The sequence below is a fragment of the Geothrix alkalitolerans genome (assembly GCF_022808885.1).
Lineage (GTDB): Bacteria > Acidobacteriota > Holophagae > Holophagales > Holophagaceae > Geothrix > Geothrix alkalitolerans.
Map to the genome: position 1 here is coordinate 228520 of NZ_JAKZLE010000004.1, position 14935 is coordinate 243454.

At 67.8% G+C, this 14935-nt stretch carries 16 protein-coding genes; 13 read left to right on the forward strand and 3 right to left on the reverse strand.

Annotation, left to right across the window (positions count from 1 at the left end):
• Nucleotides 1-2094, forward strand: a complete 2094-nt coding sequence (locus tag MLJ35_RS10300; protein WP_243384278.1) for a M3 family metallopeptidase — start codon at nt 1-3, stop codon at nt 2092-2094.
• Between the two features lies 1 nt (nt 2095).
• Here the strand turns inward: MLJ35_RS10300 and MLJ35_RS10305 are convergent, their stop codons facing one another.
• On the reverse strand, nt 2096-2614 hold the full coding sequence (locus tag MLJ35_RS10305) for a KdsC family phosphatase (protein ID WP_243384279.1): 519 nt from the start codon (nt 2612-2614) through the stop codon (nt 2096-2098).
• 235 nt (nt 2615-2849) lie between these two features.
• Between MLJ35_RS10305 and MLJ35_RS10310 the strand changes: the two genes are divergently transcribed.
• From MLJ35_RS10310 to cydB, 12 genes are all read left to right on the forward strand, one after another.
• Nucleotides 2850-3179, forward strand: a complete 330-nt coding sequence (locus MLJ35_RS10310) for an ArsR/SmtB family transcription factor (protein WP_243287650.1) — start codon at nt 2850-2852, stop codon at nt 3177-3179.
• 50 nt (nt 3180-3229) lie between these two features.
• Nucleotides 3230-4579 carry a TolC family protein gene (locus tag MLJ35_RS10315; protein WP_243384280.1) on the forward strand — a complete coding sequence of 450 codons (1350 nt, stop codon included), beginning with the start codon at nt 3230-3232 and terminating at the stop codon, nt 4577-4579.
• Nucleotides 4576-5706 (forward strand): efflux RND transporter periplasmic adaptor subunit, encoded by a 1131-nt coding sequence (locus tag MLJ35_RS10320; RefSeq protein ID WP_243384281.1) that lies wholly within the window; start codon nt 4576-4578, stop codon nt 5704-5706. Before MLJ35_RS10315 ends, MLJ35_RS10320 begins: the two co-directional genes overlap by 4 nt.
• Nucleotides 5696-8998, forward strand: a complete 3303-nt coding sequence (locus MLJ35_RS10325; protein ID WP_243384282.1) for an efflux RND transporter permease subunit — start codon at nt 5696-5698, stop codon at nt 8996-8998. Before MLJ35_RS10320 ends, MLJ35_RS10325 begins: the two co-directional genes overlap by 11 nt.
• A 9-nt stretch (nt 8999-9007) precedes the next feature.
• Nucleotides 9008-9220, forward strand: a complete 213-nt coding sequence (locus MLJ35_RS10330; RefSeq protein ID WP_243324670.1) for a YgaP family membrane protein — start codon at nt 9008-9010, stop codon at nt 9218-9220.
• A 5-nt stretch (nt 9221-9225) separates the two neighbouring features.
• Nucleotides 9226-9390 carry a DUF6132 family protein gene (locus tag MLJ35_RS10335; RefSeq protein WP_243304550.1) on the forward strand — a complete coding sequence of 55 codons (165 nt, stop codon included), beginning with the start codon at nt 9226-9228 and terminating at the stop codon, nt 9388-9390.
• 56 nt (nt 9391-9446) lie between these two features.
• Entirely contained in the window at nt 9447-9770 is a 324-nt protein-coding gene (trxA, locus tag MLJ35_RS10340; protein WP_243324669.1) for a thioredoxin, read from the forward strand.
• Nucleotides 9770-10120, forward strand: coding sequence for a rhodanese-like domain-containing protein (locus tag MLJ35_RS10345; protein WP_243384283.1), 351 nt, complete (start codon nt 9770-9772; stop codon nt 10118-10120). Before trxA ends, MLJ35_RS10345 begins: the two co-directional genes overlap by 1 nt.
• A 17-nt stretch (nt 10121-10137) precedes the next feature.
• Nucleotides 10138-10512: a carboxymuconolactone decarboxylase family protein gene (locus tag MLJ35_RS10350; protein ID WP_243384284.1), complete on the forward strand. Its 375-nt coding sequence runs from the start codon at nt 10138-10140 to the stop codon at nt 10510-10512.
• Between the two features lie 10 nt (nt 10513-10522).
• Nucleotides 10523-10933 carry an OsmC family protein gene (locus MLJ35_RS10355; RefSeq protein WP_243384285.1) on the forward strand — a complete coding sequence of 137 codons (411 nt, stop codon included), beginning with the start codon at nt 10523-10525 and terminating at the stop codon, nt 10931-10933.
• Between the two features lie 290 nt (nt 10934-11223).
• A complete protein-coding gene (locus MLJ35_RS10360; RefSeq protein ID WP_243384286.1) occupies nt 11224-12558 on the forward strand; it encodes a cytochrome ubiquinol oxidase subunit I in 1335 nt (444 codons plus the stop codon).
• A 9-nt stretch (nt 12559-12567) separates the two neighbouring features.
• The gene (gene cydB / locus MLJ35_RS10365) at nt 12568-13614 is read left to right on the forward strand and encodes a cytochrome d ubiquinol oxidase subunit II (protein ID WP_243324658.1); all 1047 of its coding nucleotides are present in this window, start codon (nt 12568-12570) and stop codon (nt 13612-13614) included.
• Between the two features lie 79 nt (nt 13615-13693).
• Here the strand turns inward: cydB and MLJ35_RS10370 are convergent, their stop codons facing one another.
• Both MLJ35_RS10370 and cmk read right to left on the reverse strand, forming a co-directional pair.
• Complete coding sequence (locus MLJ35_RS10370) at nt 13694-14248, reverse strand: hypothetical protein (protein WP_243384287.1); 555 nt, start codon at nt 14246-14248, stop codon at nt 13694-13696.
• Entirely contained in the window at nt 14245-14910 is a 666-nt protein-coding gene (gene cmk / locus MLJ35_RS10375; protein ID WP_243384288.1) for a (d)CMP kinase, read from the reverse strand. Before cmk ends, MLJ35_RS10370 begins: the two co-directional genes overlap by 4 nt.
• Nucleotides 14911-14935: the final 25 nt, after the last annotated feature.

Genomic DNA, 14935 nt, shown 5'->3' on the forward strand with positions numbered 1-14935 from the left:
ATGCGTCCCGCTTCCGCCTTGGCCGCCCTCATGACCTTGCCCGCCCTCGCCGCCGATCCGTCTGTCGCCGCCAATCCCTTCTTCTCGGAGTGGAAGACGCCCTTCGGCGTGCCGCCCTTCGCGGAAATCAAGGAGGCGCATTTCCTTCCGGCCTTCAGGGAGGGCATGGCCCGCCAGAAGGCCGAAGTGGCCAGCATCGCAGAGGCCAAGGAGGCTCCCACCTTCGCCAACACCATCGTGGCCCTGGACCTGTCCGGCCAGTTCATGGACCGCATCGGATCGGTCTTCTTCAACCTCACGGGTGCCGAGACGAACCCGAAGCTCCAGGCTGTGAACCGCGAGGTGATGCCCCTCCTCGCCGCCCACCGCGACGACATCAACCTGGATGCGAAGCTCTTTGGGCGCGTGAAGGCCGTGTGGGACGGCCGAGCCGCGCTGAAGCTGGAGCCCGACCAGGCCCGCCTCCTGGAGCGCACCTACAAGGGCTTCGTCCGGGCCGGCGCCGCGCTCACGCCCGCCCAGCAGACCCGCATGCGGGCCATCAATGCCGAGCTGTCCAAGCTGGGCGTCGACTTCGGCGACCGCCTCCTCAAGGCCACCAAGGCCTTCCAGATGGTGGTGACGGACCCGGCCGACTTGGCGGGTCTGCCCGAGGGCACGCGCCTGGCCGCGGCGGCCGCGGCGAAGAAGGCGGGGCAGGACGGGAAGTGGCTGTTCACCCTGGACGGCCCCAGCATCTGGCCCTTCCTGGAGTACGCCCGGAACCGCGAGTTGCGGAAGCGGATCCTCACGGGCTACCTGGAGCGTTGCAACCAGGGCGGCGACACGGACACCAATGCCATCGTGGCCCAGGTGGCCGCCCTGCGCGTAGAGAAGGCCCAGCTGCTGGGCTACCGCACCTGGGCGGACTTCGTCCTCGAAGAGAACATGGCCAAGGATCCCAAGGGTGTCTACGGCCTGCTGGACCAGATCTGGAAACCCGCGCTGGAGGTCGCCAAGCAGGAGCGCGCCGAGCTGCAGGCCATGATGGCCAAGGACCTGCCGGGCCAGAAGCTGGAAGCCTGGGACTGGCGCTACTACGCGGAGAAGGTGAAGCAGGCCAAGTACGACTTCGACGAGGAATCGGTGAAGCCCTACTTCGCCCTCGATGCCGTGCGGCAGGGTGCCTTCACCCTGGCGGGCCGGCTCTACGGCATCACCTTCACGGAGGTGAAGGACCTGCCCGTCTACCAGAAGGACGTGCGCTGCTTTGAGGTGAAGGAGAAGGACGGGCGCCATCTGGGCCTGATCTACGTGGACTACCACCCCCGGCCCGGCAAGCGCGGCGGCGCCTGGATGAGCAGCTACCGCTCCGCCTGGGTGAAGGACGGAAAGCAGGTGGATCCCGTGGTGGTGAATGTCTGCAACTTCACGGCCCCGGCCGGCGACCGGCCGGCGCTGCTGACCTCCGACGAGGTGCGCACGCTCTTCCACGAGTTCGGCCACGGCCTGCACGGCCTCTTCTACAAGGGCCGCTACCGCGGCACCGCCGGCACGCCCCGCGACTTCGTGGAGCTGCCCAGCCAGGTCATGGAGAACTGGTCCATGGAGCCGGAGATGCTGAAGCTCTACGCCAGGCACTACAAGACCGGCGAGGTGATCCCCGATGCCCTGGTGGCCAAGATGAAGAAGGCCGCCACCTTCGGCCAGGGCTTCGCCACCACCGAGTACATGGCGGCTTCGCTGCTGGACATGGACTGGCACACGCTCACCACCACCAAGCCGCAGGACACGGCAGCCTTCGAGAAGACCTCCCTGACCAAGTGGGGCCTCCTCGCCGAGATCCCGTCCCGCTACCGCAGCCCCTACTTCAACCACATCATGGGCGGCTACGCAGCGGGCTACTACAGCTACATCTGGAGCGCCGTGCTCGACAGCGACGCCTTCCAGGCCTTCAAGGAGAAAGGCAACCTCTTCGATCCCGCCACCGCCGCCAGGTTCCGCGCCGAGGTGCTGTCCAAGGGCGGCACGGTCGATCCCGCGCTGCTCTACCGGAACTTCCGCGGGAGGGATCCGAAGGTGGAGCCCCTGCTGGAGAAGCGCGGGCTGAAGTAGCTCAGTACCGTCCCACGATCTCGTCCCACCGCCCCTGGGCCTTGAGAATCCGCTCGGCCGCCTGGCGCAGCACGCCCCGGCCGCCGGGGACGGGCACGGTCCAGTGGCAGACGGCCTTCACCTCGTCCGCCGCATCCGAAGGGCAGCAGGCCAGGCCCACTCGGCGGAGCAGGGGCAGGTCCGGCAGGTCGTCCCCCAGATGGCCGACCTGATCGTAGGCCAAGCCGTACCTGGCGCAGAGCTGGTCCAGGATGGGCAGCTTCTCCAAGTGCCCCGCGAAGCAGTCCTCCACCCCGAGATCCCGGGCCCGGTTCACGGTCGCCCCGGCGTCCAGGCCCGAGATGAACGCCACGCGGATGCCCGCCTGCTGGAGGTGCTTGATGGCTGCCCCGTCCCGCACGTGGAAAGCCTTGGTATGGCCCGGCTCCGGGCCATAGTGAAGGGCTCCGTCGGTGAGGACCCCGTCGATGTCGGTGCAGAGCAGGCGGATCTTTGCTGCGCGGGCGTCCAGGTCCTCCACGGGGGCCTCCTTCCTCAGCCTAGCATTGGCGGTCGTGAGGGCATCCCCCGGACCTTCGGGTGGATTTTCCCGGTAAAGGGATGATGTCCATCACGAAATCCCCACAAACCCATGCAGAAGGCTGGAATGTCGGTTGCTGGATGCTCCGATGGATATACAGTTTTTCAGTGGGACCGAGAATTTTGGGTTGACACGACCGAAAACTGAATGAATATAGTCGCATGGAGTTGAAGTCGTGAACCACCAGCTCAGCAATCCCATGATCGAAGAAGTGAGCGGCCTGTTCAGCGCCCTGGGGGATGCCTCCCGACTGAAGATCCTGCGCTCGCTCCTCGACAACAAGGGCCCCCTCAGCCAGGGGGCCGTGGCCGAGGCCTCGGGCCTGTCCCAGGCCAACGCGTCGAAGCACCTGGCCTGCCTGGTGCGCGTGGGCCTCGTGACCCGCGAACCCGAGGGCAATGCCGTGTACTTCACGCCCGTGATGCCGCTCGTGGGTGAGCTCTGCGATCTGGTGTGCGGTCATGTGACCGACCGCGCAAAGATGACCTACAAGGCCCTTAAATGAACGAATGCTTTTATATGCAGTTGCTTTTTTTTGTTTAGGAGTATTCCTTTATGAACATTAAAGCCATCACGGGATTGAGCTTGGCGCTGTTGTCGGGAGGAAGCCTCCTGGGGCAGGAGGGCTTGACCGTGGCCGACAGCATCCGGAAGGCTTGGCGGGACCAAGGCGGCCTTCGTGCGGGTCAGGCCATGGTGGAATCCCGCCAGGCGGAAGCCGAAGGCTACCGCGACCTCCGGTTGCCGAGCCTGACGCTCCAGGCCCAGGGGGTCCGCACCAACGAGCCCATGATGGCCTTCGGCATCAAGCTGAACCAGGCGCGGATCACCATGGCGGACTTCAATCCCGACAGCCTGAACCATCCGGATGCCATCGGCGCCTACGGCGGCTCGGCCGTGCTCCAGCAGCCCCTCTACACCGGCGGGCGGATCACCGCGGCCCGGCGTGCCGGCGACCTCATGGCCCAGGCCGAGGCCGCCAGCCAGGAGCGGCGGAAGCAGGAGACAGCCCAGGCCGTGGTGGAGGCCTACTTCGGCACGCAGGTGGCCGAGCAGGCCCTCAAGTGGGTGGAGGACTCCCGGACCTGGATCCAGGGCATGGAAGACTTCGTCGGGGCCCGCGTCAGGCAGGGCCTGATGCTGGAGTCGGAGCTCCAGCGCCTGAAAGCTTTCCACGCCCAGATCGACGCGCAGAAGGCCGAGGTGGTCAAGCAGGTGCATTCGGCCCGCTCGGGCCTGGGCTTGCTCACAGGCACCGGTCCCGTGGAGGGCCCCCTGGCGACGCCGCTGACCCCAGATTTCGAGGGGGGCATGCGCCCCTCGAAGGAGCCCACGGATCCCGCAGCCGACCTTCCCTCCGGCCGGCGAGGCGATCTGCTCGCCGCTGACCTCCAGGCCAGGGCCGCGACCGAAGGCGCCAAGGCCGCCAAAGGCAGCCTGCTTCCCGAGGTGGGACTGGAACTGGGGGCGGGCACCCTCCACCACTCCTGGTCCGAGAAGGGGAATTGGACCTGGGCCGGCGTGGGCGTGAAGTGGAAGGTGTTCTCCGCGCCCGATCAGGCCAAGGCCAGGGCCGCCCGCGCCCAGGAGCGCGCCGCCCGCGACATGCGCGACTTCAAGCAGAAGCAGGCCGAGCACGAAATCCGCGTGGCGAAGGAAAGCGTGCTGGCCGCCCAGGCCCGCTACGCCGCCGCGAAGGAGTCCCTGGCCGCCGCCGAGGAGTCCAAGCGCCTGCGGGAGGCCCGCCACAAGGAAGGGCTCGCGCCGCTCATCGAGGTGCTCGATGCAGAGGCCGCCGTGCAGGGCGCCCACACCCTCATTCTCCAAAGCCTGTTCGATCTTCGCGTGAGCCGCGCCAGCCTTGATCTTGCGACCGGAACCCCCATCGAAGGAGTGAAGCCATGAAGACCGCCCTTTCCGCCCTGGCCCTGTCGGGCGCGCTCTTGGGGACACTGGCCTGCGGCCACAAGGAGGCCCGGCCCGAGGCGAAGGAGCTGCCCAAGGTGGCCGTCGCCCTGGTGGCTGATGGCGGTCCCGAGGGCGGGGCCTGGGTGGCCGCCACCCTCCAGTCCTCACGCACGGCCATGATGTCCACCCGCATGGCCGCCCAGGTCAAGCGCGTCCTCGTCCAGGAGGGCCAGCGCGTGTCAGCCGGGACCCTGCTCATCGCCCTCGGTGATGAGGATCTCCAGGGCCAGCTCAAGGCGGCCCAGACCGGACTTGCGACCGTGGAGGCCTACCACCGCCGCATCCAGGCCCTCCAGGCCCAGAAGGCCAGCACCGCGGTCGAGCTCGAGCAGGTGGAGGCCCAGGTGGCCCAGGCCCAGGCGGGCGTCTCCTCGCTGAAGGCCAACATCGCCTACACGCAGATCCGCGCGCCCTTCTCCGGCGTGGTGCAGTCCCGGAAGGTCAGCGAAGGCGACTTCGTCGGCCCCGGCATGCCCCTGCTGGAGCTGGTGGGCGACGGCGAACAAGAGCTGGTCGCCACCGTGTCCGAGGATGAGGCCAGGGGCCTCAGGGCCGGGTCGAAGGTGAAGTTCGAATCGGAAGGCGTCGAAGGCGAGGCCCAGATCACGGGCCTGGCCCCCGGTGGGGATCCCTACAGCCACAAGGGAACCCTGCGCGCCAAGGTGCTCAGACCCAAGGGCCTCCGCCAGGGCTCCTTCGCCCGCATCCTGGTGCCCGGCCTGAAGGCCGATTCCCAGGGGTTCTCCGTGCCCCGCAGCGCACTCGTGCACCGGGGCGAGCTCACGGGCGTCTTCGTCGCCAAGGACGGACATGCTGAGCTGCGCTGGCTCTCCCTGGGCGAGGCCGAAGGCGCCTACCTGCCCGTCCGCTCGGGCCTGAAGGCGGGCGAGAAGGTCATCGACCATCCCGGCGCGCTCCAGGACGGCCAGCCCATCGAGATCAGACCTGCTACTGCGGCTTCGCCGAAGCAGCAGGTGGGGGGTTCCGGGGGGGACTTCGCGAGCGAAGCGAGCAGGCGGTCCCCCTCGGACCGTACCAAAGGCGGGGTGAGCCATGGCAAGTGAGCCCAAGCTGGGTCTGGCCGGCCGGCTGGCGAAGGGCTTCCTCCGCAGCAAGCTGACCCCCCTCATCGTCCTGGCGTCGCTGCTGCTGGGCATCCTCGCCGTGGTGCTCACGCCGCGGGAGGAAGAACCCCAGATCATCGTGCCGATGGTCGACCTCTACGTGCCCTACCCGGGGGCGAGCCCCAAGGAGATCGAGAGCCAGGTCACCACGCCCCTGGAGCGCCGGCTTTGGGGCATCCCCGGCGTCGAGTATCTCTACAGCATGAGCACCCCGGGCATGGCGCTCATCACCGTGCGCTTCAAGGTGAACGAGCCGCAGGAGCCCAGCCTGGTGAAGATCTACCAGGAGCTGGCCGCCAACCCCCAGATCCTGCCGCCCGGGGCCATGAAGCCCATCATCAAGCTCCAGACCATCGACGACGTGCCCTTCCTGGTGCTCACGCTCCATGGAAGCGAGGGCTCGGCCCAGACCCCTGGCCAGCTGCGCAAGTTGGGCGACGTCCTGGCGCGGGAGCTGTCGGACGTTCCAAGTACGGCGCAGGTGAAGGTCATCGGCGGCGCCCGCCGCATGGTCCGCATCGAGCCGGACCCTGATCGCCTGCGCTCCATCAACATGTCCATCGGCGAGCTCCAGCCGGCCCTCCAGGCCGCCGAGGCCCAGCTGCCCGCGGGCGCGCTCGTCGACCACGGCAAGCGCACGGAGCTCGAGGCCACCGGCTTCGTGCTCCAGGCCTCCGAGCTGCGCCGCCTCGTGGTGGGCGTACGGAACATGAAGCCCGTCTACCTCGCCGATGTCGCCAAGGTGGTGGACGCCCCCGAGCCCGAGCCGCCCATGGTTCACTACGCGGACGCTGCCCGGCCCGGCTTCGAGCCCGCCGTGAGCATCGCCCTGTCCAAGCGGGCGGGCACCAACGCCACCGCCCTGGCCGAGCAGGTCCTGGCCAAGGTGGAGGTCCTCCGCGGCAACCTCATCCCCCACGACGTCAAGGTGACCGTCACCCGGAACTACGGCGAGACGGCCGGCGACAAGTCCAACGAGCTCATCGAGCACCTGCTCATCGCCACCCTCAGCGTCATCGCGCTGATCCTGCTCACCATGGGCTGGCGCAGCGCCGTGGTGGTGGGCGTGGCCGTGCCCGTCACGCTGGCCCTCACCCTGCTCATCACCTACCTGTTCGGCTACACGCTGAACCGGGTCACCCTGTTCGCCCTGATCTTCTCGATCGGCATCCTGGTGGACGACGCCATCGTGGTGGTGGAGAACATCCACCGGCACATGCACCTTCCGGGCCTCCGCAAGAGCTTCGCCACGGTGGTGGTGGAGGCGGTGGACGAGGTGGGCAATCCCACGATCCTGGCCACCTTCGCGGTCATCGCGGCCATCCTCCCCATGGCCTTCGTGCGGGGGCTCATGGGCCCCTACATGCGCCCGATCCCCATCGGCGCCAGCGTGGCCATGATCTTCAGCCTGCTCATCGCGTTCGTCATCAGCCCCTGGGCCAGCCTGAACGTGTTCAAGAAAGAGGCCCACCTGCCGGATACGGACGAGTCCGGACTTCATCCCGCGACACCGGAAACCGCTGCCCCCGAGCCGGAGCACGACTGGCAGGACAAGAACCCCGAAGTGGCGCCGGACACGAAGTTCTCCGCGCTCTACCGCAAGGCCATCCGGGCCCTGATCAACGAGCCCAAGGTCCGCTGGACCTTCTTCGGCGGTGTGGTGGTGCTGCTCCTGGCGGCCATGTCCCTGGTGGGCTTCGGCGTGGTGAAGGTGAAGATGCTGCCCTTCGACAACAAGTCGGAGTTCATGGTCCAGCTTGACCTGCCTGCCGGCACGCCGAGGGAGGACGCCCTTGCCGCTGGTCAGGACATCGCCCGCCGGCTGCTCAAGGAGCCCACCGTCCGCAACGTCCAGGTGTACGCCGGAGAGGCCGCGCCCTTCACCTTCGTGGGCATGGTCCGGCACAGCTTCCTCCGCCAGGCGGCGGAGATGGTGGACATCCAGGTGAACCTGGTGCCCAAGGGCGACCGGAAGGAGCAGAGCCACGACATCGTCGTGCGCCTGCGCCCCGAGCTTGAGAAGATCTCCAAGCCCGCTGGGGCCCGCATGAAGCTCGTGGAGATCCCGCCCGGGCCGCCGGTCATGGACACCATCGTGGCGGAGGTCTACGGGCCTTCCGATGCCGAGCGGGCACGGCTGGCCGGCGATGTCCTGGGGGCGTTCAAGAGCGTGGACGGCATCGTGGATGTCGACTCGACCCTGAACGAGACTTCGCCCAAGATCAGCCTGGTCCTCGACCGGGAAAAGGCTGCCCTCCACGGTGTGGCGCCCGCCCATGTGGTCCAGACGCTCTACATGGCCGGCTACGGCCACACTGCCGGCACCTTCCATGTGCTGCGCGGCTCCAGCCAGGTGCCGGTGGTGGTTCAGCTCCCGGCCGAGAAGCGCCAGCGGCTCGACCAGATTCTCCAGCTCTACGTCCCCGGCGCTCGGGGCATGGTGCCCATCCGCGAACTGGTGACGGTGAAGGATGGCGCCGAGGAGCCGGTCATCCACCACAAGAACCTGATGCCCGTCACCTATGTGTTCTCCGATCTGGCGGGCGCCATCGAAAGCCCCGTCTACGCCCTGGCGGCGCTCAACAAGAAGATCGACGCCATGAAGGGCACCGGCGGCGCGGAGGTGGTCCGTCTGGGCCTCGCCCATCCCGAGAACACCGAGAACCTGATCATGAAGTGGGACGGCGAGTGGCACATCACCCTCGAAGTCTTCCGGGACCTCGGCATGGCCTTCGCCGCCGTGCTGGTGCTGATCTTCGTGCTGGTGGTCGGCTGGTTCGAGAGCTTCGAGATCCCCTGGGTGATCCTGGTGCCGATCCCGCTCTCCCTCATCGGCATCATTCCCGCCCACGGCCTCTTCGGCGCCTTCTTCACGGCCACCAGCATGATCGGCTTCATCGCCGGCGCCGGCATCATCGTCCGCAACAGCATCATCCTCGTGGACTTCATCGAGCTGAAGCTGCGCGAGGGGATGCCGTTGGCGCTGGCGGTGGAAGAAGCCGGCGTGGTGCGCTTCCGTCCCATCCTCCTCACGGCCGCGGCCGTGATCGTGGGCTCCCTGGTGATGTTGGCGGATCCCATCTTCCAGGGACTGGCCATCAGCCTCATGGCGGGCTCGGTGGCGGCCACCCTGCTGTCCGTGCCGTCCATCCCCGTCCTCTACTACCTTGTTGCCCGCCGGGGCCGCGCCGCGGACCTCCAGCGCGAGGCCTCCACCACCGTCAGCGAATAGGAGCCACTCATGAACGTCGATCGCATCGTCCACACCGTCGCCGGCACCTTCATCCTGCTGAGCCTCGCCCTGGCGAAGTTCCACAACCCGAACTGGATCTGGTTCACCGTGTTCGTGGGCGCGAACCTGCTCCAGAGCGGCCTCACCAACTGGTGCCTCATGTCCACCATCCTGCGCAAGCTTGGTGTGCCTGAAGGTCAGGGCGTGGGATGCTCGCGGTGAAGCCCATGGCCCTCCGCATCCTCCTGGGCCTCGCAGTCGGCGGAGTCCTGGGCTACGCCTACCAGCGGCTGGTGGGCTGCAGCACGGGCACCTGCCCGCTCACGGCCACACCGCTGCGCGCCATCACCTATGGCGCCGTGATGGGCCTGCTCTGGGCTGCGGCGAAGTAGGACCCGCGCGGACTGCTGTGTCCACAACTCTTCTTCCCTCTGATTCTGGAGTCGCCATGTCTGAAGTCATTCACCTCACCACCGAGGCCTTCCACAAGGTCTCTTCTCACGGGAACCCCGTGCTCATCGATTTCTGGGCCCCCTGGTGCGGCCCCTGCCGCATGCAGGGGCCCATCCTTGACGAAGTCGCCAAGACCGCGGGCGCGAAGGCCATCGTGGCGAAGGTCAACGTGGATGAGGAGCCGCTGCTGGCCGGCCAGTTCGGCGTCCAGAGCATTCCCACGCTCGTGGTCCTCAAGGATGGCCGCATCCTGAGCCGCATGGTGGGCGTCCAGCCTGCGCACACGCTCCTGGCGGCCCTCCAGCAGGCGGGCGCCTGATGGCCGAATACTGGATCTACCTCATCCCGGTGGCCGCCATCGGCTACCTGCTGTGGAGCCGCCGCTCCGCCTCGACGGCGGACGTGAAGGCCCTGTTGGCGCGGGGGGCGCAGATCGTGGACGTCCGCACCGCGGGCGAGTACCGCACCGCCTCGCACCCCAAGGCCGTCAACATCCCCGCCGACCAGCTGGACCAGCGGTCCAAGGAACTCGACCCCGAGCGCCCCGTGCTCCTCTGCTGCGACAGCGGCAGCCGCAGCGGGTTCGCGGTCGCCATCCTCAAGCGCAAGGGCTTCAAGGAGGTGCACAACCTCGGCTCCTGGCGCCGCATCGCCACCTTGCTGTCCTGACCTCCCGGAGACCTGCCATGAGCGTCCAGACCCCGCCCACCCCCGACCAGATCCTTCAGATGATGCAGGGGAAGATGGGAGACACCCTTCCGAAGTGGCCGGGGCAGCTGAAGGAGCTGGCTCCGGACCTGCTGGTGTCCACGGCGCAGCTCTCCCACGGAAGTGTGCAGCGACCGGAGAGCACGATCCCCCTGAAGTACCGGCACCTCATGGCCGTGGCCGCGGCGCTGGGCCGCCGCCAGGCGAGCTGTGCCCGATCGCAGGCGCGCATGGCGATGCAGGAGGGCGCCACCCGGGAGGAGGTCCTGGACGCGGTCCGTATCGCCCGGCATCTGATCGCCGTCGGTATCCTGGACGCGGCCGCCCCGATCCTGGAGGATCTGGCGGAGTAGGGAGGCGCGCATGGAAGCCAAGGTCCGCTGGGAATCCGGCCTGACGTTCCGGGTGGACCAGGAAGGCCACCAGTACCACATTGACGTGCCGGCCGGCGACGGGGCGCCCACCAAGGGGCCCCGGCCCAAGGGGCTCGTCCTGGCCGGGCTCGGCGGATGCACCGCCATCGACGTGGTGAGCATTCTCGAGAAGATGCGCGTGAAGCTGGACGGCCTCGAGGTGCAGGTGAGCGCCGAAGCCCGGGAGGAGCATCCCCGGATCTTCACCGGCATCCATCTCCGCTATGTGTTCCGGGGCAGGAACCTGCCCATGGACAAGCTGGAGCGCGCCGTGAAGCTGTCCGAGGAGACCTACTGCGGGGTGTCCGCCATGCTGCGGCCGGCCGTGCCCATCACCTCGGAGATCGTGGTCGAGGGCTGACCGGCGGTCCATCCCGGCGCGGAGGCTGGACCAATAAAACGGCGGGCCCACCCCGGGCCCGCCTCCCCTACCCCTGAGCTTTCCGGAACCGCGAGCGGTCCAGCGCTGGGATGAAAATAGGATATGACTAAATAACGATTTAAGACTATTAAAAACAATGTGATTTCCATCACCGACGGTTTCCTGTTTGGTTTCAGGTCTTTGGGTGAACCCCTTCCAGGCCGGCATGGGATACTGGCCGCGCATCATGGATCCAGAGGCGTCGCAGGCCGTTCATTTCGGGAGAAACCATGGGTGATCCGCTTTTCTGGCACAGGCTTCAGTTCGGCTTCACGGCGACCTACCACTACCTGTTTCCGCAGCTGACGATGGGGCTCGCCCTGGTGATCGTCGTGCTGAAGGCCATGGGCCTCCGCACGGGCGAGGCGCGCTACAACGACGCGGCCCGCTTCTGGATCAAGATCTTCGGCATCAACTTCGCCGTGGGCGTGGTGACGGGCATTCCGCTGGAGTTCCAGTTCGGCACGAACTGGGCCGCCTTTTCGCGCTTCTCCGGCGGCATCATCGGGCAGACCCTGGGCATGGAGGGCATGTTCGCCTTCTTCCTGGAGAGCAGCTTCCTGGGGATGCTGATCTGGGGCGAGAAGAAGCTCTCGCCGAAGGGCCACTTCGGGGCCGCCCTGGCGCTGTGGATCGGAAGCTGGCTCTCGGGCTACTTCATCATCGCCACCAACGCGTTCATGCAGCATCCCGTGGGCTACACCCATGCCGCCGACGGCAGCCTCCAGCTAGCCAGCTTCTGGGCCTTCGTGGTCAACCCCTGGGCGCTGGGCCAGTACGCCCACAACATGATCGCCTCCGTGGTGACGGCCTCCTTCGTGGTGGCGGCCATCGGCGCCTACTGGACCCTCAAGGGAATCCATCCGGAGCAGGCCCGGCTGAACCTGCGGGCGGGCACGATCATGGGCCTGATCTTCAGCGGGCTCGTGGCCTTCCCCACAGGAGACATCTCCGGCAAGCTCGTGGCGAAGTACCAGCCCATCACGCTGGCGGCCATGGAGGGCCGCTTCGAGAGCGGGCCCCGCGCCAACCTCACCCTGGTGGGCCAGCCCAACGTGGCCCAGCGGCGGATCGAGAATCCCATCCAGCTGCCCGCCGTGCTGAGCTTCATCGCCTACGGCAGCTTCTCCAGCAACGTGAAGGGCCTGCTCGCGTTCCCCGAGGACCAGTGGCCGCAGAACATCGAGCTGCTCTACTACAGCTTCCACATCATGGCGGGCCTGGGCACGATCATGATCGCGATCATGGGCCTGGCCGCCCTGCTGCTCTGGAAGAACCGCCTCGATACCGCGCGACCCATGCTCTGGGTGCTGATGCTGGCCTTCCCCTTCCCGTACATCGCCACGGCCGCTGGCTGGGCGGTGGCCGAGTTCGGCCGCCAGCCCTGGCTCATCTACGGCCTGCTGCGCACCATCCAGGGCGGCTCCCCCACGGTGAACGCAGGCCACACCGCGTTCACGACGCTCGGATTCGCCGGCATCTTCGTGGCGCTGAGCGTCCTGTGGCTCTTCCTCATCGGCCGGGAGATCGCCCACGGCCCCGTCTCCCACTACCAGAAGGCCTAGGAGGCTGCCATGGAAATGCTCTGGTTCTGGCTTGTCTCCGTGATGATGGCCATCTATGTCGTGATGGACGGCTTCGACTTCGGCGCCGGCATCCTGCACCTGGTGGTGGCCAAGACCAATGAGGAACGCCGCGAGGTGCTGGGCGCCATCGGCCCCCTGTGGGATGGGAACGAGGTCTGGCTGCTGGCGGGCGGAGGCTCCCTGTTCCTGGCCTTCCCCAAGGTGCTGGCCTCGGGGTTCTCGGGCTTCTACCTCGCCCTCTGGCTGGTGGTCTGGTGCCTGATGGCCCGCGGCATCTCCATCGAGTTCCGGTCCCACCTGGAGGATGGACTCTGGCGGCACTTCTGGGACGGGGCCTTCGCGTTCTCCAGCGTGCTGCTCCCCATCCTGTTCGGCGCGGCCCTGGGCAATGTCCTCCGGGGCGTGCCCGTGGACGGGAGCGGCTACTTCGAGATGGCGCTCTGGACCAACTTCCGCCAGGGCCCCCAGCCCGGCATCCTCGACTGGTACACCGTCCTCATCGGGGTGTTCGCCCTGGTAACCGTGGCAGGCCATGGCGCCCTGTTCCTGGCCTGGAAGACGGAGGGCGCCGTGCACGACCGTGCCAAGGGGCTCGGCATGAAGCTGTGGGGCGCCGTGCTGGTCCTGTGGATCGTGGCCAGCTACGCCACCTCGGCCGTGAACCCCGGCATCTTCCACCGCCTCCCGCAGGCCCCTCTGGGCTGGGTGGCCTCCCTCATCTTCCTTGCGGGCCTGGGCCTGGTGTTCGTGGGTCTCAAGCGGGAGCGGTTCCTGATGGCCTTCCTGGGATCCGGGGCCTTCATCCTCGGCCTCCTTGCGGCCAGCGCGGCCTGCGTCTACCCGGTGATGCTGAGATCCACCCTCGACCCCCGGTTCGACCTGACGGCCCTCAACGCCAGCGTGGGCTCCCACGGCCTTCGCGCGGGCCTGGTCTGGTGGCTCATCGGCTTCCCCATCGCCATCGCCTACCTGACCTTCCTCTTCCGCTTCCATCGGGGGAAGGTGAAGGCGGCGGCGGAGGGCGAGGGCTACTGAGCTTGTCCTCATGCTTCAGAAAACGGGCGCCGGGAGGCGTCCGTTTTCTGAAGCGGAGAAGGCGTGATGGCGGCAGCCCCTAGGCGCGGTCCGGGCGGCTCCGGCGCCACCGCCAGGCCAGCCAGGCCCAGCAGGCCACCATGCCGAGCCAGCCGAGGCCCTGGAGCCCGCGAGCCAGCGTCGTGTCCTGGGTCAGCAGGCCCCAGCGCCCCAGCAGGGTGGCCCAGTCGTGCTCGCCTCCACCCACCAGCGGGAGGACCTGCGCGCGGGCGTCCGCCACATAGCGCGCGATGTTCAGGAGGTTCTCGAAGGCCCAGATCCCCGTGGCCGCGGTGCCCACCGCATCCCGGCGCAGCCAGAAGGTCCCGAGCGCGACCAGGGGCACCAGGAGCTGCATGAAGGTCCCGCCGAGGATGGTCAGGACCTCCCAGCCCAGGAGGCCGAAGATGGGATGGCCGGCTTCGTGGAACACCAGATTCACACCGTCCAGAAGCGGGATCCAGCCCTGGTCGGCGCGGATCGCGAGAACGGCGAGCAGGAGGAAACCCAGGGAGACGCCGGCCACGGCGGCGGTTCCCACGGGCTGCCACTCGGCCTCCCAGGCTTCGGCCAGCGGTTCCAGAAGGGGCGTCACGGATGCGCCAGGTGCCTTGCCACGATCCAGTCCACCACCTGGTCGAGGGTCATGGCACTGGAATCCAGTTCCACGGCGTCCGCGGCCCTGCGCAGGGGCGCCTCGGCGCGGGTGCTGTCGGCCTCGTCGCGTCGGCGCTGATCGGCGAGCACCTCGTCGAACACCGGGGTCTGGCCCTTGGCTTCCAGCTCGAGGAAACGGCGCCGGGCGCGGGCCTCGGGGCTGGCGGTGAGGAAGATCTTGCAGCAGGCGCCAGGAAAGACCACCGTGCCGATGTCGCGGCCGTCGACCACCCAGCGACCGGAGGCGCCGATGCGACGCTGCTGCTCCACCAGCACTTCGCGAACCCGGGCATCCGCGCTCACGGGCGTCACCCCGCGCGTGACCTCCTGGCTGCGGATGGCCTCACTGACGTCCTCGCCGGCGAGGAAGATTCGCGTGCTCTCCTGGGCGAGGTCCAGGCCCGCCAGGAGGCGTTCCAGCGCGGGGCGGTCCGCCAGGGACAGGCCCGCGCGCTGGAGAGCCAGGGTTGCGGCGCGGTACATGGCGCCGGTGTCGAGGTACTGCCAGCCCAGACGCGCGGCGGCCCGTCGGGCTGTGGTGGACTTTCCCACGCCGGACGGGCCGTCGATCGCGATCAGGGGAAGGGCGGAAGCGGTCATGCCTTCATTCTGGGGGACCGCTCCC

Bases quoted from the DNA above. Each gene is read 5' to 3' on its own strand.
- MLJ35_RS10300 (WP_243384278.1), top strand. From the start codon at position 1: ATGCGTCCCGCTTCCGCCTTGGCCGCCCTCATGACCTTGCCCGCCCTC.
- MLJ35_RS10315 (WP_243384280.1), top strand. From the start codon at position 3,230: ATGAACATTAAAGCCATCACGGGATTGAGCTTGGCGCTGTTGTCGGGA.
- MLJ35_RS10320 (WP_243384281.1), top strand. From the start codon at position 4,576: ATGAAGACCGCCCTTTCCGCCCTGGCCCTGTCGGGCGCGCTCTTGGGG.
- MLJ35_RS10325 (WP_243384282.1), top strand. From the start codon at position 5,696: ATGGCAAGTGAGCCCAAGCTGGGTCTGGCCGGCCGGCTGGCGAAGGGC.
- MLJ35_RS10330 (WP_243324670.1), top strand. From the start codon at position 9,008: ATGAACGTCGATCGCATCGTCCACACCGTCGCCGGCACCTTCATCCTG.
- MLJ35_RS10335 (WP_243304550.1), top strand. From the start codon at position 9,226: ATGGCCCTCCGCATCCTCCTGGGCCTCGCAGTCGGCGGAGTCCTGGGC.
- trxA (WP_243324669.1), top strand. From the start codon at position 9,447: ATGTCTGAAGTCATTCACCTCACCACCGAGGCCTTCCACAAGGTCTCT.
- MLJ35_RS10345 (WP_243384283.1), top strand. From the start codon at position 9,770: ATGGCCGAATACTGGATCTACCTCATCCCGGTGGCCGCCATCGGCTAC.
- MLJ35_RS10350 (WP_243384284.1), top strand. From the start codon at position 10,138: ATGAGCGTCCAGACCCCGCCCACCCCCGACCAGATCCTTCAGATGATG.
- MLJ35_RS10355 (WP_243384285.1), top strand. From the start codon at position 10,523: ATGGAAGCCAAGGTCCGCTGGGAATCCGGCCTGACGTTCCGGGTGGAC.
- MLJ35_RS10360 (WP_243384286.1), top strand. From the start codon at position 11,224: ATGGGTGATCCGCTTTTCTGGCACAGGCTTCAGTTCGGCTTCACGGCG.
- cydB (WP_243324658.1), top strand. From the start codon at position 12,568: ATGGAAATGCTCTGGTTCTGGCTTGTCTCCGTGATGATGGCCATCTAT.
- cmk (WP_243384288.1), bottom strand. From the start codon at position 14,910: ATGACCGCTTCCGCCCTTCCCCTGATCGCGATCGACGGCCCGTCCGGC.